27 protein-coding genes are annotated in these 23,636 nt (G+C 60.5%); 14 read left to right on the forward strand and 13 right to left on the reverse strand.

All coding sequences use genetic code 11. The features are described 5' to 3' along the window. From PspCFBP13509_RS21240 to PspCFBP13509_RS21255, 4 genes are read right to left on the reverse strand one after another with little or no spacing between them, the layout of a single operon-like run. On the reverse strand, nt 1-1,224 hold the full coding sequence (locus PspCFBP13509_RS21240; RefSeq protein ID WP_074847509.1) for an RNA polymerase sigma factor: 1,224 nt from the start codon (nt 1,222-1,224) through the stop codon (nt 1-3). After that, nucleotides 1,221-1,700, reverse strand: a complete 480-nt coding sequence (locus tag PspCFBP13509_RS21245) for an SRPBCC family protein (RefSeq protein WP_065925267.1) — start codon at nt 1,698-1,700, stop codon at nt 1,221-1,223. Before PspCFBP13509_RS21245 ends, PspCFBP13509_RS21240 begins: the two co-directional genes overlap by 4 nt. 34 nt (nt 1,701-1,734) lie before the next feature. Continuing rightward, a complete protein-coding gene (locus PspCFBP13509_RS21250) occupies nt 1,735-2,079 on the reverse strand; it encodes a YciI family protein (RefSeq protein WP_065925268.1) in 345 nt (114 codons plus the stop codon). Nucleotides 2,080-2,121: 42 nt separating this feature from the next. Beyond that, nucleotides 2,122-2,541, reverse strand: coding sequence for a YybH family protein (locus PspCFBP13509_RS21255; RefSeq protein WP_065925269.1), 420 nt, complete (start codon nt 2,539-2,541; stop codon nt 2,122-2,124). Nucleotides 2,542-2,686: 145 nt separating this feature from the next. Between PspCFBP13509_RS21255 and PspCFBP13509_RS21260 the strand changes: the two genes are divergently transcribed. From PspCFBP13509_RS21260 to PspCFBP13509_RS21270, 3 genes are read left to right on the forward strand one after another with little or no spacing between them, the layout of a single operon-like run. Next, a complete protein-coding gene (locus tag PspCFBP13509_RS21260) occupies nt 2,687-3,196 on the forward strand; it encodes a GNAT family N-acetyltransferase (RefSeq protein WP_065925270.1) in 510 nt (169 codons plus the stop codon). Nucleotides 3,197-3,243: 47 nt separating this feature from the next. Continuing rightward, nucleotides 3,244-3,498 (forward strand): helix-turn-helix domain-containing protein, encoded by a 255-nt coding sequence (locus PspCFBP13509_RS21265; protein ID WP_065925271.1) that lies wholly within the window; start codon nt 3,244-3,246, stop codon nt 3,496-3,498. Next, nucleotides 3,491-4,699 carry a type II toxin-antitoxin system HipA family toxin gene (locus tag PspCFBP13509_RS21270; RefSeq protein ID WP_065947857.1) on the forward strand — a complete coding sequence of 403 codons (1,209 nt, stop codon included), beginning with the start codon at nt 3,491-3,493 and terminating at the stop codon, nt 4,697-4,699. The genes PspCFBP13509_RS21265 and PspCFBP13509_RS21270 overlap by 8 nt, the downstream gene beginning before the upstream one ends. A gap of 41 nt (nt 4,700-4,740) precedes the next feature. Here the strand turns inward: PspCFBP13509_RS21270 and PspCFBP13509_RS21275 are convergent, their stop codons facing one another. Further along, entirely contained in the window at nt 4,741-5,220 is a 480-nt protein-coding gene (locus PspCFBP13509_RS21275) for a GyrI-like domain-containing protein (protein ID WP_065947858.1), read from the reverse strand. 196 nt (nt 5,221-5,416) lie between these two features. Between PspCFBP13509_RS21275 and alaC the strand changes: the two genes are divergently transcribed. Beyond that, nucleotides 5,417-6,628: an alanine transaminase gene (gene alaC, locus PspCFBP13509_RS21280; RefSeq protein ID WP_065947859.1), complete on the forward strand. Its 1,212-nt coding sequence runs from the start codon at nt 5,417-5,419 to the stop codon at nt 6,626-6,628. 95 nt (nt 6,629-6,723) lie between these two features. Here alaC and PspCFBP13509_RS21285 read toward each other — a convergent pair whose 3' ends face one another. Together PspCFBP13509_RS21285 and PspCFBP13509_RS21290 are read right to left on the reverse strand one after the other, a co-directional pair. Continuing rightward, nucleotides 6,724-8,076, reverse strand: a complete 1,353-nt coding sequence (locus tag PspCFBP13509_RS21285) for a GntP family permease (protein WP_027605614.1) — start codon at nt 8,074-8,076, stop codon at nt 6,724-6,726. A gap of 84 nt (nt 8,077-8,160) precedes the next feature. Next, nucleotides 8,161-8,694 (reverse strand): gluconokinase, encoded by a 534-nt coding sequence (locus PspCFBP13509_RS21290; RefSeq protein ID WP_027605613.1) that lies wholly within the window; start codon nt 8,692-8,694, stop codon nt 8,161-8,163. A gap of 212 nt (nt 8,695-8,906) precedes the next feature. On the opposite strand from PspCFBP13509_RS21290, the gene PspCFBP13509_RS21295 reads away from it, so the two are divergent. The 7 genes from PspCFBP13509_RS21295 (at nt 8,907) to PspCFBP13509_RS21325 (ending at nt 15,068) form a co-directional block, all read left to right on the forward strand. Then, nucleotides 8,907-9,938, forward strand: a complete 1,032-nt coding sequence (locus PspCFBP13509_RS21295; protein WP_161985735.1) for a LacI family DNA-binding transcriptional regulator — start codon at nt 8,907-8,909, stop codon at nt 9,936-9,938. A gap of 89 nt (nt 9,939-10,027) precedes the next feature. Next, nucleotides 10,028-10,660, forward strand: a complete 633-nt coding sequence (locus PspCFBP13509_RS21300; RefSeq protein WP_065925277.1) for a glutathione S-transferase family protein — start codon at nt 10,028-10,030, stop codon at nt 10,658-10,660. 10 nt (nt 10,661-10,670) lie between these two features. Continuing rightward, complete coding sequence (locus PspCFBP13509_RS21305) at nt 10,671-11,408, forward strand: NAD-dependent epimerase/dehydratase family protein (RefSeq protein ID WP_137212654.1); 738 nt, start codon at nt 10,671-10,673, stop codon at nt 11,406-11,408. 12 nt (nt 11,409-11,420) lie between these two features. Further along, nucleotides 11,421-12,830 carry an MFS transporter gene (locus tag PspCFBP13509_RS21310; protein ID WP_137212655.1) on the forward strand — a complete coding sequence of 470 codons (1,410 nt, stop codon included), beginning with the start codon at nt 11,421-11,423 and terminating at the stop codon, nt 12,828-12,830. Between the two features lie 133 nt (nt 12,831-12,963). Next, nucleotides 12,964-13,464: a hypothetical protein gene (locus PspCFBP13509_RS21315; protein WP_065925280.1), complete on the forward strand. Its 501-nt coding sequence runs from the start codon at nt 12,964-12,966 to the stop codon at nt 13,462-13,464. 287 nt (nt 13,465-13,751) lie between these two features. Continuing rightward, nucleotides 13,752-14,189 carry a GNAT family N-acetyltransferase gene (locus tag PspCFBP13509_RS21320; protein WP_137212656.1) on the forward strand — a complete coding sequence of 146 codons (438 nt, stop codon included), beginning with the start codon at nt 13,752-13,754 and terminating at the stop codon, nt 14,187-14,189. Nucleotides 14,190-14,249: 60 nt separating this feature from the next. After that, entirely contained in the window at nt 14,250-15,068 is an 819-nt protein-coding gene (locus PspCFBP13509_RS21325; RefSeq protein WP_065925287.1) for a class I SAM-dependent methyltransferase, read from the forward strand. A gap of 39 nt (nt 15,069-15,107) precedes the next feature. Here PspCFBP13509_RS21325 and def read toward each other — a convergent pair whose 3' ends face one another. The 3 genes from def to PspCFBP13509_RS21340 form a co-directional block, all read right to left on the reverse strand. After that, nucleotides 15,108-15,647, reverse strand: coding sequence for a peptide deformylase (def, locus tag PspCFBP13509_RS21330; protein WP_065925282.1), 540 nt, complete (start codon nt 15,645-15,647; stop codon nt 15,108-15,110). Nucleotides 15,648-15,650: 3 nt separating this feature from the next. Next, complete coding sequence (locus PspCFBP13509_RS21335) at nt 15,651-16,601, reverse strand: YihY/virulence factor BrkB family protein (RefSeq protein ID WP_027605604.1); 951 nt, start codon at nt 16,599-16,601, stop codon at nt 15,651-15,653. A 166-nt stretch (nt 16,602-16,767) separates the two neighbouring features. Further along, entirely contained in the window at nt 16,768-16,953 is a 186-nt protein-coding gene (locus PspCFBP13509_RS21340) for a CsbD family protein (RefSeq protein WP_016973106.1), read from the reverse strand. A 201-nt stretch (nt 16,954-17,154) separates the two neighbouring features. Between PspCFBP13509_RS21340 and PspCFBP13509_RS21345 the strand changes: the two genes are divergently transcribed. Further along, nucleotides 17,155-17,532 (forward strand): hypothetical protein, encoded by a 378-nt coding sequence (locus PspCFBP13509_RS21345; protein WP_027605603.1) that lies wholly within the window; start codon nt 17,155-17,157, stop codon nt 17,530-17,532. Between the two features lie 56 nt (nt 17,533-17,588). Here PspCFBP13509_RS21345 and fadD1 read toward each other — a convergent pair whose 3' ends face one another. Both fadD1 and fadD2 read right to left on the reverse strand, forming a co-directional pair. After that, a complete protein-coding gene (gene fadD1 / locus PspCFBP13509_RS21350; RefSeq protein WP_027605602.1) occupies nt 17,589-19,280 on the reverse strand; it encodes a long-chain-fatty-acid--CoA ligase FadD1 in 1,692 nt (563 codons plus the stop codon). Between the two features lie 336 nt (nt 19,281-19,616). Further along, on the reverse strand, nt 19,617-21,305 hold the full coding sequence (gene fadD2 / locus PspCFBP13509_RS21355; RefSeq protein WP_065925283.1) for a long-chain-fatty-acid--CoA ligase FadD2: 1,689 nt from the start codon (nt 21,303-21,305) through the stop codon (nt 19,617-19,619). 223 nt (nt 21,306-21,528) lie between these two features. Here fadD2 and PspCFBP13509_RS21360 point away from each other — a divergent pair, with 223 nt between their 5' ends. Then, a complete protein-coding gene (locus PspCFBP13509_RS21360; protein ID WP_065925284.1) occupies nt 21,529-22,473 on the forward strand; it encodes an alpha/beta hydrolase in 945 nt (314 codons plus the stop codon). Between the two features lie 57 nt (nt 22,474-22,530). Continuing rightward, nucleotides 22,531-23,001, forward strand: coding sequence for a MaoC family dehydratase (locus PspCFBP13509_RS21365; protein ID WP_003175719.1), 471 nt, complete (start codon nt 22,531-22,533; stop codon nt 22,999-23,001). Between the two features lie 146 nt (nt 23,002-23,147). On the opposite strand, the gene PspCFBP13509_RS21370 is transcribed toward PspCFBP13509_RS21365, so the two are convergent. Beyond that, nucleotides 23,148-23,615, reverse strand: coding sequence for a ferritin-like domain-containing protein (locus tag PspCFBP13509_RS21370; protein WP_032891010.1), 468 nt, complete (start codon nt 23,613-23,615; stop codon nt 23,148-23,150). Between the last annotated feature and the right edge of the window lie 21 nt (nt 23,616-23,636).

Below are 23,636 nucleotides of genomic sequence, written 5' to 3' on the forward strand. Positions count from 1 at the left end.
TCATTGCTTGGGGAGATTGAGTTCGGCCAGGCGGTGTTTGAGGAAGCGTTTTTCCGGGATCTGCTGGGTCAGCGACAAGGCTTTTTCGTAGGCTGCCCGGGCCTCTTCCACCCGCCCCAATTGCCGGCAAAACTCGCCCCGCGCCGAATGCGCCAGGTGGTAATCCAGCAACTCGCCGCGCGCCAGAATACCTTCCACCAACTGCAACCCCGCCAACGGCCCTTCGCCCATGGCCACCGCCACGGCGCGGTTCAACTCGATCACCGGCGACGGCGCGGCACTGAGCAACACATCGTAGAGCCCGATAATCTGCAGCCAATCCGTTTCCCCGGCGCTGGGTGCCTCGGCATGTACCGCCGCAATCGCCGCCTGCAGGCAATATGGGCCAAAACCCCGCTGGGTCAGTGCCCGTTCCACCAGCGCGCAACCTTCAGCCATCAGCGACGCGTCCCACCGCGAACGATCCTGTTCATCCAACAACACCAGCTCGCCGCTGGCCGAGGTGCGCGCCGCGCGGCGGGATTCGTGCAACAGCATCAGCGCCAGCAGGCCCATCACTTCCGGTTCCGGCAGCAATTCCAGGAGCAGGCGGCCGAGGCGAATGGCTTCGCGGGTCAGGTCCTCGCGCGTGAGGTCCGCGCCCATGGACGCCGAATAGCCTTCGTTGAAGACCAGGTAAATCACGCGCAGCACGCTGTCCAGGCGCTCGGGCAGCTCGGCAAGTGACGGCACTTGATAAGGGATTTTGGCCTCGCGAATCTTGCCCTTGGCCCGCACGATGCGTTGGGCGATGGTGGTCGGGGTGGCCAGAAAGGCGCGGGCGATTTCTTCGGTGGTGAGGTCGCAGATCTCACGCAAGGTCAGCGCCGCCTGGGCGTCGGCAGCCAACGCTGGGTGGCAGCAGGTGAAGATCAGGCGCAGGCGGTCGTCTTCCACGTCCTCAACGCTCCAGTCAGCGGCTTCCAGGGCGTCGGCCTGCGCCTGCAATAACGGGGTAAAGCGGGCCTGGCGGCGTAAACGGTCGATGGCCTTGAAGCGTCCGGTCGACACCAGCCAGGCCCGTGGGTTGTCCGGCACGCCCTCTTGCGGCCAGCGCTCGACCGCGACGAAGAACGCCTCGTGCAAGGCTTCTTCGGCGAGGTCGAAATCCCCCAGCAGGCGGATCAGGGTGGCGAGGACGCGCCGGGACTCACTGCGGTAGATCGCCTCGATGGGAGGCGTCAATCGCGCATGCCCTGGGTCACCAGCGTCACCAGGCGGTCCAGGCTCTGGCCCCAGCCGTCGTGAAAGCCCATGGCTTCGTGGGCCTGCTTGTCTTCGGCGCTCCAGTGCATGGCGCGAGCGGTGTAGAGGGTCTTGCTACCCTCGACTTCCTGCAGCGTCACTTCGGCGGTCATGAACGGTTTGCCCGAAGGGATCCAGCCCGGCGTATAGGCGTCGGTAAACACCAGGCGCCGAGGGGCGACAATCTCCAGGAACACGCCTTGGGTCGGGTACTCGCTGCCATCCGGCGCGCGCATCAGGGTGCGAAACAGCCCTCCGACCCACAGGTTCATTTCGCACTCGGGGGTGGTCATGCCATGGGGGCCCCACCATTGTTGCAACAACGCGGGTTCGGTCCAGGCGCGGAACACCCGGCTGCGCGGCGCATCGATCACGCGGCTGATGGACAGTTCAAATTCGGCAGGTTGCGTAGGCATGGCTAAACCTCCTCAAGTCTTATGGTTGTTGTGCTCAGAGATTCAATTGGCGAACGGGGCGCACTTCCACACTGCCGACCCGGGCGGCCGGAATGCCACCGGCCACCTGGATCGCTTCATTCAAGTCGCGCGCCTCGATCAGGTAGAACCCGGCGAGCTGTTCCTTGGTTTCGGCAAACGGCCCGTCGGTGATCGACACCTTGCCATTGCGCATGCGCACCGTGGTGGCGGTGGTTACCGACTCCAGCGGCTCGGCGGCGAGCATACGGCCACTTTTTTGGATGGACTGCGCATAGGCAAGACACTCCGGGTCTGCGGGGCTGTCCGGCGAGGTGTGCAGCACCTGCTCGTTGCTGTAGATCAGGCAGAGGTATTTCATGTGCGTCTCCGTCTTCGGACTATTGACTATAGTTCGCGGCGCTCAAGGTTTCAGGTCGAACAATGCCGTGCCACTTGCCATGTCGAACGGCGCCGACCAGTGCTCATGCACCACCTTCCAGTCACCGTTGAAGCGTTGGTAGCCGGCGGTCACCCGCATCCAGCAGGCCTTCACTTCACCGTCCGGCCCGGCGCCGCCGCAGTGGGCGAGCCAGTGGGCGAATGCGCTGTCCTGGGACTCGACGATACGCAGTTCGTGGAACTCGAAAATGCCCGGGCCGGGGCAGTGCTCCATGCAGGCCTCCCAGTGCGCACGGTAGGCCGCCTTGCCTTTGAACTGCAGGGCGGTCACGGCGTCGAACGAGACGATATCGTCGGCGTAATAGCTGACAATCTTATCGATATTCCGGGAAAGCACGGCTTGCTTCCATTGCTCGATCAGGGTGTTGATAGCGGTACTCATGGCGATACTCCTTCGGGTTGGAAAATCACGGAAGACACCCTTAGTCGAACGGCCCTCGGGCAAATCGACAGCCCGTTGAAAAATAATGTCGTCCAGCACAAACCCGATAGACTGCGCCCTTCCTTGCCGCTGTTCGGACACGCCGATGCAAACCCGCCTTGTCGCCTACGAAACGCTGAATACCGTGCAACAACAGCATGTCAGCGCCATCGAAGTTCACCCTGAACAGCTGCCGTTTTGCGGCGACATGTATTGCGCCCTCAATTCGCTCCTGGCCAAGCCCAGCCCCGGCGTCAAAGGCTTTGCCCTGCTGGCCGACGACAGTCCGGTAGCCTTCCTCCTGCTTAAACGCCCGCCCTGCCTGCCCCACTGGGCCGATGAACACAGCGCAACGCTGCATGCGTTGCAGGTGGATCGGCAGCAGCAAGGGCGTGGATTCGGCAAGGCCTGTTTGCAAGCCTTGCCGGCGGCGGCCTTGCAGGCGTGGCCGCAGATCAAGGCGCTGGAGTTGTCGGTGGACACGCACAATGTGGCGGCGATGGGGTTGTATCTGGGCGCAGGATGGGTGGACAGCGGGGAGGCGTATAAGGGGCGGGGTGGGTATGAGCGGAGGTTGAGGTGGGTGTTGGGTCGAAGCGGTCTTGACTTACTTTAAATGTAACGTATACATAACTTCCAATTAAAAAGTAATGAATATATGACATGGACACTTCGGTTATCACTCAGCGACTGGGCAGCCAAATTCGCGCCATGCGACTTAACCGTGGCTATAAACAAGCGGATCTGGCGAAACTTGCAGGGGTTACCCGGCAGAAGCTGATAGAAGTCGAACAAGGCAGCCTCTCGGTCTCAATGAATGCCTATGCCCGAGTGATCGCCGCCTTGGGCAGCGAATTCAAATTAGTGCCTGTGACCATGCCGACCCTGGAGGAACTGGAGGACTTGTTCAATGATTAGCCCCCATTTACGCGTTCATACCCCTCAAGGTAAAAGCGGCAGCGTGTTGATGAGTGCCAACGACTATTTGTTCCGCTACGGCGAAAACCTGCGGGCACAAACCGCAGTCAGCCTGACGATGCCCGTTCGCGCCGAAGAATATCGCCGCCGAGAACTTCACCCCATCTTCCAGATGAACCTGCCGGAAGGCTACGTTCTGGAGCAATTGCGCAATCGCCTCGCCAAGACGGTCAAGGTCGATCCGATGTTGTTGCTGGCACTCTCGGGCAGCAGTGCACCGATTGGTAGGGTGTTCGTGTCTTCGGATCAAGTAAACGACCTGATCCTGCGCAACAGCCCTCCCTCCAGCGGAGAAAACCTCAACGAAATTCTCGCCTGGGACGGCGCGGAGGATCTGTTCCTGGAACTGGTGGATCGCTACATCCTGCGAGCAGGTATTTCTGGCGTGCAGCCCAAAGTACTGGTGCCGGAAAAACCGCAGGCATCCGCGCAGAAGTTCACGTCGAAAACCAACGACCTGATTATCAAAAGCGGGCGCGATGAGTTTCCGGGGTTGGCCATCAATGAGTACCTGTGCATGTCCATCGCCCGGGATGCAGGCTTGCCGGTGCCACCTTTTTACCTGTCGCAGAATCATAAGCTGTTCATCATGCGGCGCTTTGATCGGGACGAGCAGCTCAACCCGCTGGGTTTCGAAGACATGACCACCTTGATGGGTCTCTCTGCGGAGCAGAAGTACACCAAGAGTTACGCAGCGATCGCCAAGGCCGTACGCGTGTTCTGCGCCCCAGAACATCAACGCAGCTCGCTCGATCAATTGTTCGACAGCGTGGCACTGAGCTGCATAGTGGGTAATGGCGACGCTCACTTGAAGAACTTCGGCGTGCTCTATAGCGACCCGCTGAAATCGGATACCCGGCTGGCACCGGTATACGACATTGTGAACACCACCGCCTATCTCCCTGAGGACTCACTGGCACTTGACCTGTCCGGCAACAAATCATTGTTTGCTGCACGCCTGGGCATCCTGGAATTTGCAAGAACCTGCGAAATTGAAAATCCCGAAGCGCGCATTCAGGCACTCCTTCAAACCCTGGAAGCCGTGCTCAAGCGCGAAGACGATTACTGCCGGTTGGCCCCTGATGTAGCGAAAGCCATACGTCAATCTGCGCAGGGCTATCAACTCAGCTTTGGTGGCTGAACGTCCTGTGGTTGCGGCGAGACAAGCGTTCAGCCAGTGGGTTACTTGTGTTCCACGGGCAACCAGACCTCCACCGTCCCCGTCCCCTTGCGCCCATCAAAATCCGCGCTGTACCGCTCGAAATCCGCCCCCGCCACCTTGTAGCCCGAGTGCGGCAACCACTCGAACATGATGCGCTCGTAGGTCTGCTCCAGTGCCTGCACCGGGCCATAGTGCGGGAACACGGCGTAGTGGTGCGCAGGCAGTTCGACGCACTCGAAGTTGCTCGGCACATCGCTTTTGGACGGTACTTCCACTCCGGCCATGTAATCGAATTCACCGTGGCTGGGGTTATGGCAAACGCCGTAGGTCACTCCGCCGACGCGTTTCTTGATGTGTTTTACGCTTTCGTCGAACACACTCCACAACTTGGGGATATCCCCCACGGTAGCCTTCGAATAACGCCCTTGCACCCCGGCGATCACCAGGGCCTTGCCGTCTTCCATGCGTGGCTCTAACGGTTGTTTTGTCTGCTGGTCCATCTGAACAGTCTCCTTCTTATGAGGGAACAAACCCGTATCGAGTATAGGGGCATATCCTTGCAGTACTCCATGCAGAAAATTTCCCGACACATCTGGACAACTGGCCATCATCGACCGTATTGTCTGCCCCGCAGGCCACCGCAGTGGCCGACGTCGCTCGGACGGTTCCGGGCGCTTACGTACTCTCGAGGCAACAATGGCAGACCTTGGTTCGCCGCGCCGCTTTGCGCGCATAGATCGACTCCCCCCTTACGTTTTCAATATCACTGCCGAGCTGAAGATGGCTGCGCGTCGGCGCGGCGAAGACATCATCGACTTGAGCATGGGTAACCCCGACGGCGCCACGCCTCCCCATATCGTGGAGAAGATGGTTACCGTCGCCCAGCGTGAAGACACCCACGGCTATTCCACCTCCAAAGGCATTCCACGTCTGCGCCGGGCAATTTCGCGCTGGTACAAGGATCGCTACGCTGTCGACATCGACCCCGAGACCGAAGCCATCGTGACCATCGGTTCCAAGGAAGGCCTGGCGCATCTGATGCTGGCCACCCTGGACCAGGGCGACACGGTGCTGGTGCCTAACCCGAGTTATCCGATTCATATCTACGGTGCCGTGATTGCCGGCGCCCAGGTGCGTTCGGTGCCGCTGGTGCCTGGCGTGGACTTCTTCGCCGAACTGGAACGGGCGATCCGTGGGTCGATCCCCAAGCCGAAGATGATGATCCTCGGCTTCCCGTCCAACCCGACCGCGCAGTGCGTGGAGCTGGATTTCTTCGAACGGGTGATCGCCCTGGCCAAGCAGTACGACGTGCTGGTGGTGCATGACCTGGCCTACGCCGACATCGTCTACGACGGCTGGAAAGCCCCGTCGATCATGCAGGTGCCGGGCGCCAAGGACATTGCGGTGGAGTTTTTCACCCTGTCCAAGAGCTACAACATGGCCGGCTGGCGCATCGGTTTCATGGTGGGCAACCCGGAACTGGTCAATGCCCTGGCGCGGATCAAGAGCTACCACGACTATGGCACCTTCACCCCGCTGCAAGTCGCCGCGATTGCCGCACTGGAAGGCGACCAACAGTGCGTGAAGGACATCGCCGAGCAGTACCGCCAGCGCCGCAATGTGCTGGTCAAGGGCCTGCATGAGCTGGGCTGGATGGTGGAGAACCCCAAGGCGTCGATGTACGTCTGGGCGAAGATTCCCGAGGCGTATGCCGCCATGGGTTCACTGGAATTCGCCAAGAAGCTGCTGCTGGAAGCGAAGGTCTGTGTGTCGCCGGGGATTGGGTTTGGCGAGTATGGGGATGATCATGTGCGCTTCGCGCTGATCGAGAACCAGGACCGGATTCGCCAGGCGGTGCGCGGGATTCGCGGGATGTTCCGGGCGGATGGGCTGGTCGCTAAAGCCTGACCCGATCCACCTGAACAAATGTGGTCAAACTGTGGGAGGGGCTTGCCCCCTCCCACAGTTGATTGGGTTTTCACCCTTGCCTTGTAGCGTGTCTGTTAGACCACCAACGACAGCAACATGATAAAGATCAGTGCCACAACGGACAGGATGGTTTCCATCGCCGTCCAGGTCTTGAAGGTCTCGGCCACGGTCATGTTGAAGTACTGCTTCACCAGCCAGAACCCCGCATCGTTGACGTGCGACAGGATCAACGAACCCGCCCCCGTCGCCAACACCAGCAGCTCACGGTTAACTCCGGGAATCATCCCCACCACCGGCACTACGATGCCCGCGCCGGTAATGGTCGCCACGGTGGCCGAACCGGTCGCCACACGAATCACCGCCGCCACCAGCCACGCCAGCAGGATCGGGTTGATCTGTGCGTTTACCGCCATGTGGCCGATCACGTCACCCACGCCGCTGGTCACCAGCATCTGCTTGAAGCCACCACCGGCACCGATGATCAGGATGATCGCGGCGGTCGGCGCAAGGCTGGCGTCGAGCAGCTTGAGGATCTGCTTGGAATGGATGCCCTGGCGGCTGCCAAAGGTGTACAGCGACAGCAGCAACGCCAGCAGCAAGGCGGTGATCGGGTGACCGATCATGTCCATCCAGTTGCGCACCACGTTGCCTTCGGCAAAGGCGATGTCGGCGAAGGTTTTGAGCAGCATCAGGAACACCGGCAGCAGCACGGTGACCAGGGTGATACTGAAGCTCGGCAGGTTTTTGTTCTCAGGCTCGCGGGCCAGTTGATCGACCAGTTCCTGGGACGGGTTGCCCGGAATGTACTTGGCGATAAACGTACCGAAGATCGGGCCAGCGATGATGGCCGTCGGCAGCGCGACGATCAGGCCGTACAGGATGGTCTTGCCGATGTCGGCGCCAAACACACCGATGGCCAGCAGCGGGCCCGGGTGCGGCGGCACCAGGCCGTGGACTGCCGAGAGGCCGGCGAGCAGCGGGATGCCGATCTTGATCAGCGACACGCCGGTGCGGCGCGCAACGATAAACACCAGCGGGATCAGCAGTACAAAGCCGATCTCGAAGAACAACGGAATGCCCACCAGGAATGCGGCGAACATCATGGCCCACTGGACCTTGTCCTTGCCAAAGGCGCGGATCAGGGTCTGGGCGATCTGATCGGCACCGCCGGATTCGGCCATCATCTTGCCGAGCATGGTGCCCAGCGCGAGGATGATGCCGACAAAGCCAAGCACCCCGCCGAAACCGTCCTGGAACGCCTTGATGATCTTGTCCACCGGCATGCCCGAGGTCAGGCCAAGGAAGCCGGCCGCGATGATCAGCGCAATAAATGGGTGAACCTTGAAGCGGGTGATCAAGACGATCAGCCCGATGATGGTAACGACTGCATCTAACAGCAGGTACGACTCGTGGGACATGCCAAACATGGGGGGTCTCTCCTGTTTGTTGTTGTTATTAAAGCGGGTGTTGAATTTCCTGCCGGGGATAGCGCTATCTTTTCCGGCAAAAAATCAGTTGGATGGTTCAAAACCGTGTGTCAGCCACCAGGCGTTGGTCTGCCTGGCCAACTCCTCGACACTGTCTTCGCTGGCGTTGAGGGCCAGGGTCAGCGGCTCGCCCTTGGGCGATTCAAGGGTGGCGAACTGGCTGTCGATGAGGCTGGCCGGCATGAAATGGCCGGGGCGATGGGACACGCGGTCGGCGGCGACTTCGCGGGTCAACTCCAGGAATACAAAACCCAGGCCCGGCGCGGCTTCGCGCAGGTGGTCGCGGTATTTCTTTTTCAGCGCGGAGCAGGTGAGTACCGGATGTTCACCGGCTTTGAGCGAACGGCGCAGTTCATCGCACAGGATGTCGAGCCAACCGGCGCGGTCGTCGTCGTTGAGGGGGTGGCCGGCGCTCATCTTTTCGATGTTCGCGGCGGGGTGAAAGCTGTCGCCTTCAATGGCGGTGGCACCGTTCAGGCGGCACAGGGCCTCGCTGACGCTGGTTTTGCCACAGCCGGCAACACCCATGATGACCAGGGCGGTAACAGGTTGACTCATGAAACACCTCAAGACGCAGATAGCGCTACCTTTGCACGCCGTGAGGCGAGTGCAAAAACAGGCTTTTCCCGCGCCGTCTTGTCATTTTTATGGAGTGACGCGTGCATCCGCTCCAATCATTTGAACCGGATCAGGCAACCCATAGTTCAATAATTTGCAGCCTTTTGGAGACAGCGCTACCTTAGTGCCTCGATTTTTGTTTGGCAAGCCGCCTGATGACCTCCAAGAACGATAAAAATACCCGCACCACCGGTCGCCCTACCCTCAACGAAGTTGCCCGCCTGGCCGGCGTCAGCCCGATTACCGCCTCCCGCGCGTTGCGCGGCATCAGCACCGTGGCCATCGAACTGGTGGAAAAAGTCCAGCACGCCGCTGCCGAACTCAACTACGTGGTCAACCCCGCCGCCCGTGCCCTGGCTTCGGCCCAGAGCCATTCGGTGGTAGTCCTCGTGCCGTCGTTGTCCAACCTGCTGTTTATCGAAACCCTCGAAGCCATCCACCAGGTGCTGCGGCCCAAGGGCTTTGAAGTGCTGATCGGCAACTCCCACTATTCGCGCGACGAAGAGGAAAACCTGCTGCGCAACTACATGGCCTATCAGCCACGCGGGTTGCTGCTGACCGGCTTTGATCGCACCGAAAGCGCCCGACGGATGGTCGAGGCCAGCAATGTGCCGTGTGTGTACATGATGGACCTGGACCCCAATGCCGGCGTGAACTGCGTGGGCTTCTCGCAGCTGGCGGCGGGTGAAACCGCGGCCGCACATTTGATCTCCCGTGGGCGCAAGCGCCTGGCGTATATCGGCGCGCAACTGGACCAACGCACCCTGCTGCGTGGCGAAGGCTTTCGCCGTGCGCTGCAACAGACGGGCCTGTACGACCCGGCGCTGGAACTGCTGACACCACGCCCTTCCTCGGTGGGCCTGGGCGGCGAACTGTTCCTGCAACTGCTGGCCGCCCATCCGGATGTGGATGCGATCTTCTTCGGCAACGACGACCTGGCACAGGGCGCGCTGCTGGAAGCCATGCGCCACGGCATCAAAGTGCCAGAACGTGTCGCGGTGCTGGGTTTCAACGACTTGCCGGCGTCGTCCTTCATGGTGCCGCGCCTGAGCAGCATCAGTACCCCCAGGGAAGCGATCGGGCGGCGGGCGGCGGAGCATTTGTTGACGATCATGGCGGGCAACAGGATCGCCAAGCCGGTGGTGGATATGGGGTTTGAGTTGCAGGTTCGCGAGAGCACGTAGTCCCACATTTTAACCCCGCCCGCTCGGAGGCATCGCCGTAGCTTCTCCCTCCTGCTAGATTGGCTGTTCTCCATCGCAAGGAAAGCACCATGGCACATTCACTGAAAATCCTGGGTCGCACGTCCTCCATCAACGTGCGCAAAGTGCTCTGGACCTGCCAGGAACTGGGCATCGACTACGTGCGCGAAGACTGGGGCATCGGCTTCCAGCCCACCCAGTCCGCCGAATTCCTCGCCCTGAACCCCAATGCCCAGATACCCGTGCTGATCGACGACCACGGCGTGCTGTGGGAGTCCAATACCATCTGCCGCTACCTGGTGGGGCTTTACCAGCGCCACGACCTGCTGCCCATCGAGCCCGCCCCACGCGCCCGGGTCGAGCAGTGGATCGACTGGCAGGCCGTCGAGCTCAACCGTGCCTGGGGCGATGCCTTCACCGCCCTGGTACGCAATAACCCGGACGGCCTGGACGCGGCGCAGATTGAAGCCGCCGTGCAACGATGGAACGACAAGATGGGCATCCTCGAGCAACAACTGAGCAAAACCGGGGCCTTTGTTGCCGGCGATGAATTCACCCTCGCCGACATCCTGATCGGCCTCTCGGTGCACCGCTGGCAGATGACGCCCATGGCGCGCCCGGCCTACCCCGCCATTGCCGCCTACTACCAGCGCCTCGGCCAGCACCAGGGCTTCCAGCTATTCGCCCTCGACGGGCATAACTAAGGACATGCCCGTGAAAGGACTCAACGTACTGCTCACCGGCGCCTGCGGCAGAATCGGCAAGACGTTTTTCGAAGCCTCGAGAGACCGCTACCGTTTCACCCTCACCGACCGCATCGCGCCTGATTTCGACCTGGGCGAACACCGCTTCGTGCACGCCGACCTCAGCGACAAAGCCAGCCTCGCCAGCTTGCTCGAAGGCATCGATGTGATCGTGCACCTGTCGGGCATCCCCCACGCCAGCGCCACGTTCGACGAATTGCTGCCGAACAATATCCTCGCCACCACCTACCTGTTCGAAGCCGCTGTGGCGGCGGGTGTACAGCGCCTGGTGTTCGCCAGCAGCGCGCAAACCATCGAAGGCTACCCGGTAGACCGGCAGATCAGCCCAGGCATGCAGGTGATGCCGGCCAACCTGTATGGCGTGAGCAAATGCTACGGCGAAGCGCTGTGTGGCTACTACGCGGCGAAAACCCCGCTGTCGACGATTGCCCTGCGCATCGGCGCGTTCGAATTCGTTGAAACCCACGACCTGAACAACGCCCGCGACCTCAGCGCCTGGCTCAGCCCGCGGGATGCCGTGCAGCTGCTGCAGCGTGCAGTGGAGGCCGAGGGCGTGAAACACCTGATCGCCCATGGCATTTCCAATAACCGCTTCAAGCGCCTGGACCTGAGCGAAACCACACGGGTGTTGGGTTACCATCCGCTGGACGATGCATTTCAGACCTTCGATATCCCCATCACTGACTGAGTTTTTCCCGCCATGCCTGCACTCCCTGCTACAGACGGCATCGACCCGATCCGCGCCGCCCATATCAGCGCGCGTATCGACCGCCTGCCCGCCGTCGCCACGGTCTGGCGCCTGGTGGCGCTGCTGTCGATCGGCGGTTTTTTCGAGCTGTATGACTTGTTCCAGACCGCCTACATCAGCCCCGGCCTGATCAGTGACGGGATTTTCCACACCGGCAGCGAGGGCGTGTTCGGCTTCTCCGACCAGGCGGCGTTCGCCTCGGCGACCTTCCTCGGCCTGTTCCTCGGCGCCAGCCTGCTCAGCCCCATCGCCGACCGCTTCGGGCGCCGGGCGATCTTCACCTTTGCCTTGATCTGGTACACCGTCGCTACGGTGTTGATGGGCATTCAGACATCCGCGCTGGGCATCATCGGCATGCGTTTCCTGGTGGGCATCGGCCTGGGCATCGAGCTGGTGACCATCGACGCCTACCTATCGGAACTGGTGCCCAAGCGCATGCGCAGTTCGGCGTTCGCCTTTGCGTTTTTCATCCAGTTCCTGTCGGTGCCGGCCGTGGCATTGATGTCATGGTGGCTGGTGCCCCAGGCGCCGTTCGGGGTGTCGGGCTGGCGCTGGGTGGTGCTGAGCAGTGCGGTGTTTGCGCTGTTTATCTGGCAACTGCGCAAGCGCCTGCCGGAATCACCGCGCTGGCTGGCGCAGAAAGGCCGCTTCGAAGAAGCCGGCAGGATCATGGACACCCTGGAGGCACGCTGCCGGAAAGACCATGGCAAACCCCTGGATGAACCCGAACCCGAAACCGTCAGCGTGCAAGGCAGCGGCCGTTTTGCCGACATCTGGCAACCGCCATACCGCCGCCGCGCGTTGATGCTGATTGTGTTCCATGTGTTCCAGGCCATCGGCTTCTTTGGTTTCGGCAACTGGTTGCCGGCGCTGCTTTCGGGCCAGGGTGTCAGCGTGACCCACAGCTTGCTGTACGCCTTTATCATCACCCTCGCCTACCCGCTGGGGCCGTTGCTGTTTGTGAAGGTGGCCAACCGCTTCGAAAACAAATGGCAGATCGTCGGCTCCGCCATGGGTGCGGTGATCTTCGGCAGCCTGTTCGCCCTGCAAACCACGGCGGTGGGGCTGGTAATCTGCGGGGTGATGATCACCTTCTGCAACGCCTGGCTGAGCTTCAGTTACCACTCCTACCAGAGCGAGCTGTTCCCGACCAATATCCGCGCGCGGGCGGTGGGGTTCTGCTATTCGTTCAGCCGCTTGTCGACGGTGTTCAGCAGCCTGTTGATCGGTTTTATCCTCGAACACCTGGGCACACCCGGTGTGTTGGCGTTTATTGCCAGCAGCATGCTGATCGTGATGATCACCATCAGTTGGTTCGGCCCGCGTACGCGCAACCTGGCCTTGGAAAATACCGCCCATTGACGGCAACGGTTGGCCGCCTGCGGGACAATGTTTGCCGCGGCGGCCAGGCCAAATCCAGTCAAACCGGGGTTATCGGACCCGGCATGTTATTTGCTCCCGCTATGGCACCGAACATTTTCCCAGGTGACCGATCATGCTGGTTAACAACAACCCCCAAGCCGTGTCGACCCTTCAAAAGATCACGCGTCCCGACATGGACCCTGCCAACGCCGCCGCCAGCACGCTGTACAGCGGCGCCCTGCAAGCGGCGCAGCAAAGCGTGACCCTGCCGGCCGCGCAGAAGGATCTGGACAAGGCGGGCGATCGCATCGACGAAGCTTTCGCCAAGACCCGCGTGCAGTTGCAGGCCAGCACAGCGGCCACCACGGTGACGACGGATGTCCCCGCCACCAGCTCCGCCCGCACAGACTTCACCGATTACATGAGCAAAACCCCGGCCGAGCGTATCCGTGAGCAATTGCTCAAGGAACAAGGGTTGACCGAGGCGGATGTGCAGAACATGTCACAGGAAAAGCAGGACGCCATTTCCAAGCAAGTGGCCGAACGTTTGAAGCAGCAGCAAGAGCAGCAGGTAGCGGCGAAGACCACTGACCCGCAGGCGCAGGCAGTGAAGGAAACCCTGGCGGCGATCTAAGTCACAGGTGGGACGCCGAGCGTCCCTGGCGGCATTCCCACGCGGGTGCGTGGGAATGATCATTAACTCAGTGACCGAACAGGCCTGTCTCGGTTTTCTTGGCTTTCTTGTCGGCGCGTTTTTCGTCGGCGGTCTTTGCCGGTTTCTTCTTCGCGGCTTTCTTTGAATCCATACCTTTGGCCATGATGCATGCTCCACTTACAGGGGATGTAACACTGGGTATACCACCTATTGCCGCACAGAAGGCGCTTATAATCCCCGGCCCTTGATTATGTTGCCCAAACACCATGCCCGAACTGCACATCGCCCCCCTGGCTGAGCCGCTATGGCCGCTGCTGAACAAGTTTTATCGCCGTCATGACTCACCGATGAAGGCACTCAAGGGCGGGCGTTTGTGGGTAGCGCGCGACAGCGAGATTGTCGCCGGTCTGTGCCTGACACCCGTGATCGGCGGACAGTGGTTGACCGGTGTGTTTGTCGACCCGGCGTATCGCGGCCAGGGGTTGGCGGGGCGATTGATAGCCGCGGCGGCGACCGAGGTGCAAGGCACGCTGTGGTTGTTGTGCCATCCGGACCTGGAGGGTTTGTATCAGCGCATGGGTTTCACCCAGGACACGCTATTGCCGCAATCCCTCAGCGAGCGACTGGTGCGCTACAAACGTAACAAACCGATGATCGCGATGGGCTTAGATCGTTTAGTGAGGTCGTCCTCGGATAATGTGTGATCGCCCCGCATGGGCCCCATGCTAGCCTCGGCGACACAGTGGCCCACTTTTCGGATGATCATGAAAGCGACCTTTGCAGCTCTGTCCCTTACCGCCCTCCTCGTTCCCACGTTCAGCCAGGCCGCCGACGCACCGATCAGCGCCCAGCAATACGCCAGCGTGTTGGCCGGCAGCTGGCGCGACCCGGCCAACAGCGCCCGCGACGGCTATCGCCACCCGCAGCAGACCTTGGAATTCTTTGGCCTGCGCGCCAGGCAGACCGTGATCGAAATTACCCCAGGGGGCGGTTGGTACAGCGAACTGCTGGCACCGTTGCTCAAGGAGCACGGGCATTACATCGCCGCCGTACAAGCGCCGAGCAGCAGCGCCTATGCACGCACGTCCGAAGAGAACCTGAAAAACAAATTCGCCGCCGACCCTACGCGCTATGCCAAGGCAGACGTGGTCGAGTTCGACCCCAAGGCACCGGTGTTCGGCAAACCTGCTTCGGCGGACGCCGTGCTGACGTTCCGCAATGTGCATAACTGGGTGCTGGCCGATACCGCCGAGGCCACGTTCCACGCGTTCTACACGGTGTTGAAACCGGGTGGCGTGCTGGGTGTGGAAGATCACCGGGCCAAGGACGGGGCCGAGCTGGAGGCGATCAAGGACAGCGGTTACCTGACCACCGCCCAGGTGGTGAAACTGGCCACCGACGCGGGGTTCAAGCTGGCAGGCCAGAGCGAGGTCAACGCCAACCCGAAGGACACCAAGGATTATCCCGCCGGCGTGTGGACGTTGCCGCCGACGTTGAAATTGGGGGAGCAGGACAAGGCAAAATATGTGGCGATTGGCGAGTCAGACCGGATGACGTTGCGGTTCGTCAAACCGGCCAAATAACCTGGTCCCGCCCACATTTTGTTCTCAACGGGTCGGCGATTACTCGTCAGCGGTTGGGTCCATGTCGGGAAACATCACTTCAATAAAGCCGAACTTGCTGAAGTCGGTAATGCGCGAGGGGTAAAGCCGGCCGATCAGGTGATCGCATTCATGCTGCACCACCCGCGCGTGGAAGCCATCGGCAAAACGTACGATCGGCTCGCCCTTCGGATCAAACCCCTCGTAGCGAATCTGCTGGTAACGGTCCACCGCACCACGCAGTCCGGGCACCGACAGGCAGCCTTCATAGCCTTCTTCCCGCACCGGGCTGAGCGGCGTGATCAACGGGTTGATCAGGATGGTCTGCGGCACCGGCGGGGCATCCGGGTAGCGCTCGCTGGCTTCGAACCCAAAGATCACCAGTTGCAGGTCGACGCCAATCTGCGGCGCGGCCAGGCCGACGCCGCCCACGTGCTCCATGGTCTGGAACATGTCGTCGATCAATTGCCACAGCTCGGGGCTGTCGAACATTTCCGGCGGTACCGGCGGGGCGATACGCAGCAGGCGTTCATCGCCCATTTTCAGGATTTCACGGATCATCGATCAGACTTCATCGGTAGTGGGTTTGGAGTGGTCGCGGCCGAGGCCGGAGACATGTTGTTTTTCGTGCGCGGGCGCGGGCTCATCGAAATCCTTTGCGCCTGGCTCCTTGCCTTCGGCCGACATGTGCTCGATCACGGCATTCATCTCCGCCCCCAGCAACAGCACGGCGGCGGAAATGTAGAAGTACAGGAGCAACACGATGATCGCACCGATGCTGCCATACATGGCGTTGTAGTCGGCGAAGGTTTTGACGTAGTAGCCAAAACCGAGGGAGGCGACGATCCACACCACCACCGCGAGCACCGAACCCGGGGTAATAAAGCGAAACTTCTGCTCGACGTCCGGCATCACGTAATACATGAGGGCCACGGCAAACATCAGCAGGATCACGATCAGCGGCCATCGCACGATGGTCCACAAGGTCACCACGAATTCCTGCATACCGATCTGGCCGGCCAGCCATTCCATCACCTGTGGGCCGAGCACCATCAGCGCGGCGGCGGCCAGCAGCATGCCGGCGATGCCGATGGTGTAGAAAACCGACAGCGGGAAACGCTTCCAGATCGGCCGGCCTTCCACGACGTCGTACGCGGCGTTCATGGCGCTCATCATCAGGCGCACGCCAGCGGAGGCGGTCCAGAGGGCAATCACGATACCCACCGAGAGCAGGCCACCCTTGGATTGCTGCAACTGGTCGATCACCGGGTTGACCTGCTCCAGGGCCTGGGGCGGCAACACCAGCTCCGATTGCAGGCGCAGCCAGGTGAAAAAGTCCGGCAGGTGCAGGAAACCGATCAGGGCGATAAGGAACAGCAGGAAGGGAAATAACGAAAACAGCATCTGGTAGGCCAGTGCCGAGGCGTAGGTGGACATCTCGTCATCGACGAATTCCTTGACGGTGCGCACCAGCACTGTGTGGAGCTTGAGACCATCGAGAACCGGAAAAATCATAGCGTCTCCTTTCGCCGCAAAAAGGGGGTCGTGGGCGACTCAGGGGCCGTTTTCTACATCAAGGTAGCCTATTTGGCGACCTTGAAACAATTTCGAAACTTTAATCACTGCATGTGACATAAAAACGGCCATCCGTGGATGGCCGTCGGGCTGCACGATGGCAGTCTTACTTGGTCGCTTTTTTCACCGCGTCCTTGGTGTCGCCCACGGCTTTTTCAACCTGGCCTTTCTTTTCCTGCACGACGCCTTCAGCGCGTAGTTTGTCGTTGCCGGTGACTTTGCCGACGCCTTGCTTGATGTTACCGACGGCTTCGTCTTTCAAACCTTTTGCCTTATCCGCTGTGCTGCCCATGGTATTTCTCCGAAAGAACAATCAAAGGGTTTTGGTCATTACGTAGAGATTGACCCAAGGCCGTTCGGCAGAGTTTCAATTATTTTTCGGTGAACATTTCATCGCCAACGACAGGTTTGGCTTTATGTTTTGCAGCCAACCCACGAGAATGCCCGGCACATTCAGGCTCCAACGCTGAATAACAGATCCCGTAGGAAGGTTATGAAACTCAATAAAGCACAGGCCATCGCCCGCAGAAACCAGGAACTGGGCGGTGCCGTACTCGGCGTCAATAACTGCCACTTCACCGACCTGGACCGCAAACGCAACATCTGGTGGTTCGATCTGCCGGTGGGGCGTATTGCCGTCGGCCAGTACGAGTGGATTCACCTGTTGATGCACAACGCCGAGACCGACCAGCTGCTGCACCTGAAGGTGCCGACCGTGTTCCTGCGTGAAAAGCTCGAGGGACTGGTGGTGCGCAACGCAGGCAAGCGCAAGCCGGAGATTACCCTGGAGCTGAGCGCGGATAAGGATTCGTTCTTGAAGGATGTGCGGCCGGCGGGTGCGGGTGTCAGCTTCGCGCAGTTCGCCGTGTAAGAACGCGGTCAAAAAAAATGTGGGAGGGGACAAGCCCCTCCCACATTTGGATCGGATTACTTTTTAAGACCGAGTTTCTTCAACTCTTCATCGCGCAATTCGCGGCGCAGGATCTTGCCCACGTTGGTGGTCGGCAACGCATCGCGGAACTCCACGGCCTTTGGCACTTTGTAGCCGGTGACATTGGCGCGCATATGCTCCATGACCTGCTCCTTGGTCAGGGTGGCGCCCGGCTTGACCACGATGAAGAGCTTGATGTGTTCGCCGGACTTTTCATCCGGCACACCGATGGCCGCGCACTGCAGCACGCCCGGCAGGCCCGCCAGCACGTCTTCCAGCTCGTTGGGATACACGTTGAAACCGGAGACCAGGATCATGTCTTTCTTGCGATCGACGATGCGCATGTAGCCATCCGGCTGGATGATCGCGATGTCGCCGGTCTTCAGCCAGCCTTCGCTGTCGAGCATCTCGGCGGTGGCGTCTTCGCGCTGCCAGTAGCCCTTCATCACCTGCGGGCCCTTGACGCACAGTTCGCCGACTTCACCCAGGGCCAGCTCGACGCCGTCGTCGGTGATGACCTTGCACAGGGTCGACGGCACCGGAATGCCGATGGTACCGATCTGGATATGCTGGATCGGGTTCACCGTGGCCACGGGGCTGGTTTCGGTCATGCCGTAGCCTTCGCAGATGCCGCAACCGGTCACGGCTTTCCAACGCTCGGCCGCCGCCAGTTGCAGGGCCATGCCGCCCGACAGGGTGACTTTCAGCGCGGAGAAGTCCAGCTTGCGGAAGGCTTCGTTGTTGCACAGCGCCACGAACAGAGTGTTCAGGCCGACAAAGCCGCTGAACTTCCACTTCGACAGTTCCTTGACCATCGCCGGCAGGTCGCGCGGGTTGCTGATCAGGATGTTGTGGTTGCCGATCAGCATCATCGCCATGCAATGAAAGGTGAATGCATAGATGTGGTACAGCGGCAGCGGCGTGATCAGGATCTCGCAACCTTCATTGAGGTTGGAGCCCATCAGCGCCTTGCATTGCAACATGTTGGCGACCAGGTTGCGGTGGGTGAGCATCGCGCCCTTGGCCACGCCGGTGGTGCCACCGGTGTATTGCAATACGGCCACATCGCCGCTGGCCGGGCAGACTTCGTTGACCGCTTGCCCCTGGCCCTTGGCGAGTACGTCGTTGAACTTGATCGCCTTGGGCAAGTGATAGGCCGGGACCATTTTCTTCACGTACTTGATGACGCTGTTGATCAGCAGGCGCTTGAGCGGCGGCAACAGGTCGGCGACTTCGGTGACGATCACATGCTTGACGGCGGTCTTGGGCACGACCTTTTCCGCCAGGTGGGCCATGTTGGCCAGGCAGACCAGCGCCTTGGCGCCGGAATCATTGAATTGGTGTTCCATTTCCCGCGCGGTGTACAGCGGGTTGGTGTTGACCACGATCAGGCCGGCACGGATGGCACCGAACACGGCGACCGGGTATTGCAGGACATTGGGCAACTGCACGGCAATGCGATCGCCGGGCTTCAAGTCGGTATGCTGTTGCAGGTACGCGGCGAAGGCGCCGGACAGTTCGTACAATTCACCGTAGGTGATCGTCTTGCCCAGGTTGCTGAAGGCCGGTTTGTTGGCGAAGCGCTGGCAGGACTGCTTCAATACCGCCTGAATATTCGGATACTCGTCTGGATTGATTTCTGCAGCAATCCCGGCGGGGTACTTATCCTTCCAAAAGTCTTCGTGCATGGAAGCCCACTCCTCAGCGACGCGAATTCATCATCGCATTTGATGCGATTATTATTGGTGTATGTTTTTTTTGGTGAATCTGGCGCTTTCAAGCAGGCCTAGACGTCACAAAGCGCGCCGAGAGTAGCAGCTTTGCCAAGGGCCGACTAGAGCCTAAAGAGGGCCCCGCAGTCATAATCACGACTGTCCTACAATATTTGGTCACACTTTAAACAGAAGTGAAATACCTTGATGAAAGGCTCTGGAATAAGGCCTTCAGGACGACGCACGACAAATGTGGGAGGGGGCAAGTCGAATCCTCGCACCGCCCCTCCCACATTTGTACCGCATCTCACATCAGGCGATGTCGCGTAGTTCCCTGCGCAGGATCTTCCCTACCGGCGTCATCGGTAACGAGTCGCGCAACACAATGTGCTTGGGCACCTTGTAACCCGTGAAGTTGGTCTTGCAGTACGCCTTCAACTCCTCAAGGCTCACCCCTTCTGCACGCGCCACCACGAACAGCTTCACCGCCTCCCCCGTGCGCTCGTCCGGCACGCCGATCACCGCGCAGTTGGCCACGGCCGGATGGGCCATCACCACGTCCTCGATTTCGTTGGGGTACACATTGAAACCCGAGACGATGATCAAATCCTTCTTGCGGTCGACAATGCGCACAAACCCATCTTCGTCGATCACCGCGATGTCACCGGTCTTCAGCCAGCCTTCGGCGTCCAGGGCCTCAGCAGTGGCCGCCGGTTGCTGCCAGTAGCCCTTCATCACCTGCGGGCCCTTGATGCACAACTCACCGCGCTCGCCCAGGGGCAGCTCGGTGCCTTCGTCATCAATTACCTTCATCGCCGTGGCGGGCACCGGGATGCCCACGGTCCCCAGGCGTGATTTCTTGCCGTAGGGGTTGGTGCTGGCCACCGGCGAGGTTTCCGTCAGACCATAGCCCTCGCCGATCGAGCAGCCGGTGATCTGCTCCCAGCGTTCGGCCGTAGCCTTGATCAGGGCCGTACCGCCGGAGTTGGTGAGCTTGAGGTGGGAGAAATCCAGGTTCTTGAACTCCGGGTGGTCCATCAACGCCACAAACAGCGTGTTGAGTCCCAGCAGCCCGGTAAAGCGCCACTTTTTCAGCTCCTTGATAAACCCACCGATGTCCCTGGGGTTGGTGATCAGTACGTTGTGGTTACCCGAGACCATCATGCACATGCAGTTCGCGGTGAAGGCATAGATATGGTACAGCGGCAGCGGCGCGATCATCACCTCCTGCCCTTCCTTGATCAGCGGGTGGCCGTCGTCGCCCACCTGGGACATGCACGCGCGCGCCTGTTGCATGTTCGCCACCAGGTTGCCATGGGTGAGCATCGCGCCCTTGGCCAGGCCGGTGGTGCCGCCGGTGTATTGCAGCACGGCAATATCGTCCAGGTTCACCGGATGGCGCGTCACGCCGAGGCCCGCGCCCATGCGCAGGGCGCGCTTGAACGACACCGCACGCGGCAGGTGGTAGGCCGGGACCATCTTCTTGACCTTGTCGACCACGGTGTTGACCAGCCAGCCTCTGGCAGCGGGCATGAAGTCGCCCATCCTGGCTTCGATCAGGTAGTCGATCTCGGTGTCGGTGCACACGTCCTGCACCCGCGAACCGAACAGGTTGAGGTAGACCAGGGCACGCACGCCGGCGTCCTTGAACTGGTGGCGCATCTCGCGCGGGGTGTAGAGCGGGTTGGTGTTGACCACGATCAGCCCGGCGCGCAGTGCGCCGAACACGGCGATCGGGTAGTGCAGCACGTTGGGCATCTGTACGGCGATGCGCTCGCCGGGCTTGAGGTCGGTGTGCTGCTGCAGGTAGCCGGCGAACGCCGCACTCTGGCGCTCAAGCTCGGCGTAGGTCAGGGTGACGCCCATGTTGCTGAATGCCGGACGGTCGGCAAAGGCCTTGCACGAGCGCTCGAAGACTTCGATTACCGACTTGTAGGCCGACAGGTCGATGTCATTGGGAACGCCCGCCGCGCGTTTGTCATTCCAGAAATCAGGTTGCATTATTCTTGTCCCCTTACCTGAAGGTGTCCGGCCGCTTTTATAGAAAGCGGAGCTTGGGGGACGTTAGCAGCTATGGCCAAGCAGGCAAATACAGCAAATTGCGTCATTGATTGTATGAATCTTGTCCCTGATGCGCAGGCAGATACCCCGTCGCCTGACAGATGAGCTATACACTGCAACAACGTCGAGCAGACCTTGAGCAGACCTTGAGAAAGGGAACCCCATGAACCACAGCACCTTCTGGCTGACCGCGAATGACCGCAGCCGCCTGTACGTCAATCATTGGATGCCCGACGGCCCGGCCAAGGCGGTGGTCATGCTGTCCCACGGCATGGCGGAGCACAGCGGGCGCTATGCGCGGCTGGCCGAAGCCTTGTGCAGTGCAGGCTATGGCGTGTATGCGCCGGACCAGCGTGGCCACGGCCGCACCGCCGACGAAGGTACGCTGGGCCTGTATGCCGAAAAGGATGGCTGGAACAAAGTGGTCGGCGACCTGGCCAGCCTCAACCAGCACATCGGCCAGCAGCAGCCGGGGCTGCCGATCATTTTGCTGGGCCACAGCATGGGCAGCTATATCGCCCAGGCCTACCTGCTGCACCACAGCGCCAGCCTGCATGGAGCGATTCTCAGCGGTTCGAATTTCCAGCCCGTGGCGCTGTACCGCGCCGCACGGCTGATCGCTCGCGCCGAACGCCTGCGCCAGGGTGTGCGCGGGCGCAGTGCGTTGATCGAGTTCCTGTCGTTCGGCTCGTTCAACAAGGCATTCAAGCCCACTCGCACCGCGTTCGACTGGCTCAGCCGTGACCCGAACGAAGTCGACAAATACATCAACGATCCACTCTGCGGCTTCCGCTGTACCAACCAACTATGGATCGATCTGCTCGGCGGCTTGCAGCAAATCAGCAAAGCGTCCAATCTCGCCCAGATCGATCCGGGCCTGCCGATCCTGGTGATGGGCGGCGAATGTGATCCGGTCAGTGAGGGCAAGCGTCTCAAAAGCCTGGCCCATGCCCTGCGTGAGGCCGGCAGCCAGCACCTGCAACTGAATATCTACCCGCAGGCGCGTCACGAAGTGTTCAACGAAACCAATCGCGACGAAGTCACCGCCGATGTGCTGACGTGGCTCGACCAGGCCCTGACCTTGCGCAGGCCGGCCCACTGCGAATAAATTTACGTTTAAAATCAGATAGTTAAATTACCGATTAGCCACAGGATGCACCTTTAGATGACCCAGGTAACCAACACCCCGTACGAAGCCCTTGAAGTCGGCCAGACCGCCAGCTACAGCAAGACCGTCGAAGAGCGTGATATCCAGCTGTTTGCCGCCATGTCCGGCGACCACAACCCTGTACACCTGGATGCCGAATACGCCAAGGCGACCATGTTCAAGGAGCGTATCGCCCACGGTATGTTCAGCGGCGCCCTGATCAGCGCGGCTGTTGCGTGTGAGCTGCCCGGGCCGGGCACTATCTATATCGGCCAGCAGATGAGCTTCCAGAAGCCGGTGAAAATCGGCGATACCCTGACCGTGCGCCTGGAAATCCTCGAGAAGCTGCCGAAGTTTCGCGTACGCATTGCCACCCGTGTGTTCAACCAGCGCGATGAGCTGGTCGTGGATGGCGAGGCGGAAATTCTTGCACCACGCAAGCAGCAGGTCGTGACCTTGACCGAGTTGCCGCCGATCAGCATCGGCTGAGTACGGTTTTCAAGGCCAACACCCTGCAAATGTGGGAGGGGGCTGCCCCCGATGGCGGTGTGTCAGTCATTGAAATATCGACTGATCCACCGCTATCGGGAGCAAGCCCCCTCCCACATGTCTTACACAGCAGCGCTTAGGAGCGCTTACGACTGAGCGCGAGCCTGGTTACGCAGGGCTTTTACCTGGTCGTGATTGCGTTGCACGCCGTGGTACTGACGCTCAACCAGGTCACGAATGCCCAGCAGGTTGTGCTTGTTGATCTTCTCGATGGCTTCTTTATAAGCCTTCAGTGCGTGATCTTCGCCGCGCTCGGCTTCGTTCAGCACAGCCTCTTCGTCCTTACCGGTCACCATCGACTTCACGTCGACCCAGCCACGGTGCAGGGCGCCGGCTACGCTGCCGGAGTCTTCCGGATCACCGCCCAGGGCACGCACGGCGGTCTTCAATTCGGCGGCGGCGGTAGCGCAGTCAGCGGAGCGCTTGGCAAACAGCGCCTTGAGTTCCGGATGCTTGATGTCTTCTGCGCATTCCTTGAAGCCTTTCTGGCCGTCGATACTGGTCTCGATCAGGTCGTTCAGTACGGAGATCGATTCTTTGTTGATGTCAGTCATTTTTCAATTCCTTAGGCAGGT

Source organism: Pseudomonas sp. CFBP13509, assembly GCF_005233485.1.
Taxonomy (GTDB): domain Bacteria; phylum Pseudomonadota; class Gammaproteobacteria; order Pseudomonadales; family Pseudomonadaceae; genus Aquipseudomonas; species Aquipseudomonas marginalis.

Coding starts and splice junctions, on each gene's coding strand:
- PspCFBP13509_RS21245 (WP_065925267.1), bottom strand. CDS start 1,700: ATGCCTACGCAACCTGCCGAATTTGAACTGTCCATCAGCCGCGTGATC.
- PspCFBP13509_RS21250 (WP_065925268.1), bottom strand. CDS start 2,079: ATGAAATACCTCTGCCTGATCTACAGCAACGAGCAGGTGCTGCACACC.
- PspCFBP13509_RS21255 (WP_065925269.1), bottom strand. CDS start 2,541: ATGAGTACCGCTATCAACACCCTGATCGAGCAATGGAAGCAAGCCGTG.
- PspCFBP13509_RS21260 (WP_065925270.1), top strand. CDS start 2,687: ATGCAAACCCGCCTTGTCGCCTACGAAACGCTGAATACCGTGCAACAA.
- PspCFBP13509_RS21265 (WP_065925271.1), top strand. CDS start 3,244: ATGGACACTTCGGTTATCACTCAGCGACTGGGCAGCCAAATTCGCGCC.
- PspCFBP13509_RS21270 (WP_065947857.1), top strand. CDS start 3,491: ATGATTAGCCCCCATTTACGCGTTCATACCCCTCAAGGTAAAAGCGGC.
- PspCFBP13509_RS21275 (WP_065947858.1), bottom strand. CDS start 5,220: ATGGACCAGCAGACAAAACAACCGTTAGAGCCACGCATGGAAGACGGC.
- alaC (WP_065947859.1), top strand. CDS start 5,417: ATGGCAGACCTTGGTTCGCCGCGCCGCTTTGCGCGCATAGATCGACTC.
- PspCFBP13509_RS21285 (WP_027605614.1), bottom strand. CDS start 8,076: ATGTTTGGCATGTCCCACGAGTCGTACCTGCTGTTAGATGCAGTCGTT.
- PspCFBP13509_RS21290 (WP_027605613.1), bottom strand. CDS start 8,694: ATGAGTCAACCTGTTACCGCCCTGGTCATCATGGGTGTTGCCGGCTGT.
- PspCFBP13509_RS21300 (WP_065925277.1), top strand. CDS start 10,028: ATGGCACATTCACTGAAAATCCTGGGTCGCACGTCCTCCATCAACGTG.
- PspCFBP13509_RS21310 (WP_137212655.1), top strand. CDS start 11,421: ATGCCTGCACTCCCTGCTACAGACGGCATCGACCCGATCCGCGCCGCC.
- PspCFBP13509_RS21315 (WP_065925280.1), top strand. CDS start 12,964: ATGCTGGTTAACAACAACCCCCAAGCCGTGTCGACCCTTCAAAAGATC.
- PspCFBP13509_RS21320 (WP_137212656.1), top strand. CDS start 13,752: ATGCCCGAACTGCACATCGCCCCCCTGGCTGAGCCGCTATGGCCGCTG.
- PspCFBP13509_RS21325 (WP_065925287.1), top strand. CDS start 14,250: ATGAAAGCGACCTTTGCAGCTCTGTCCCTTACCGCCCTCCTCGTTCCC.
- def (WP_065925282.1), bottom strand. CDS start 15,647: ATGATCCGTGAAATCCTGAAAATGGGCGATGAACGCCTGCTGCGTATC.
- PspCFBP13509_RS21335 (WP_027605604.1), bottom strand. CDS start 16,601: ATGATTTTTCCGGTTCTCGATGGTCTCAAGCTCCACACAGTGCTGGTG.
- PspCFBP13509_RS21340 (WP_016973106.1), bottom strand. CDS start 16,953: ATGGGCAGCACAGCGGATAAGGCAAAAGGTTTGAAAGACGAAGCCGTC.
- PspCFBP13509_RS21345 (WP_027605603.1), top strand. CDS start 17,155: ATGAAACTCAATAAAGCACAGGCCATCGCCCGCAGAAACCAGGAACTG.
- fadD1 (WP_027605602.1), bottom strand. CDS start 19,280: ATGCACGAAGACTTTTGGAAGGATAAGTACCCCGCCGGGATTGCTGCA.
- fadD2 (WP_065925283.1), bottom strand. CDS start 21,305: ATGCAACCTGATTTCTGGAATGACAAACGCGCGGCGGGCGTTCCCAAT.
- PspCFBP13509_RS21360 (WP_065925284.1), top strand. CDS start 21,529: ATGAACCACAGCACCTTCTGGCTGACCGCGAATGACCGCAGCCGCCTG.
- PspCFBP13509_RS21365 (WP_003175719.1), top strand. CDS start 22,531: ATGACCCAGGTAACCAACACCCCGTACGAAGCCCTTGAAGTCGGCCAG.
- PspCFBP13509_RS21370 (WP_032891010.1), bottom strand. CDS start 23,615: ATGACTGACATCAACAAAGAATCGATCTCCGTACTGAACGACCTGATC.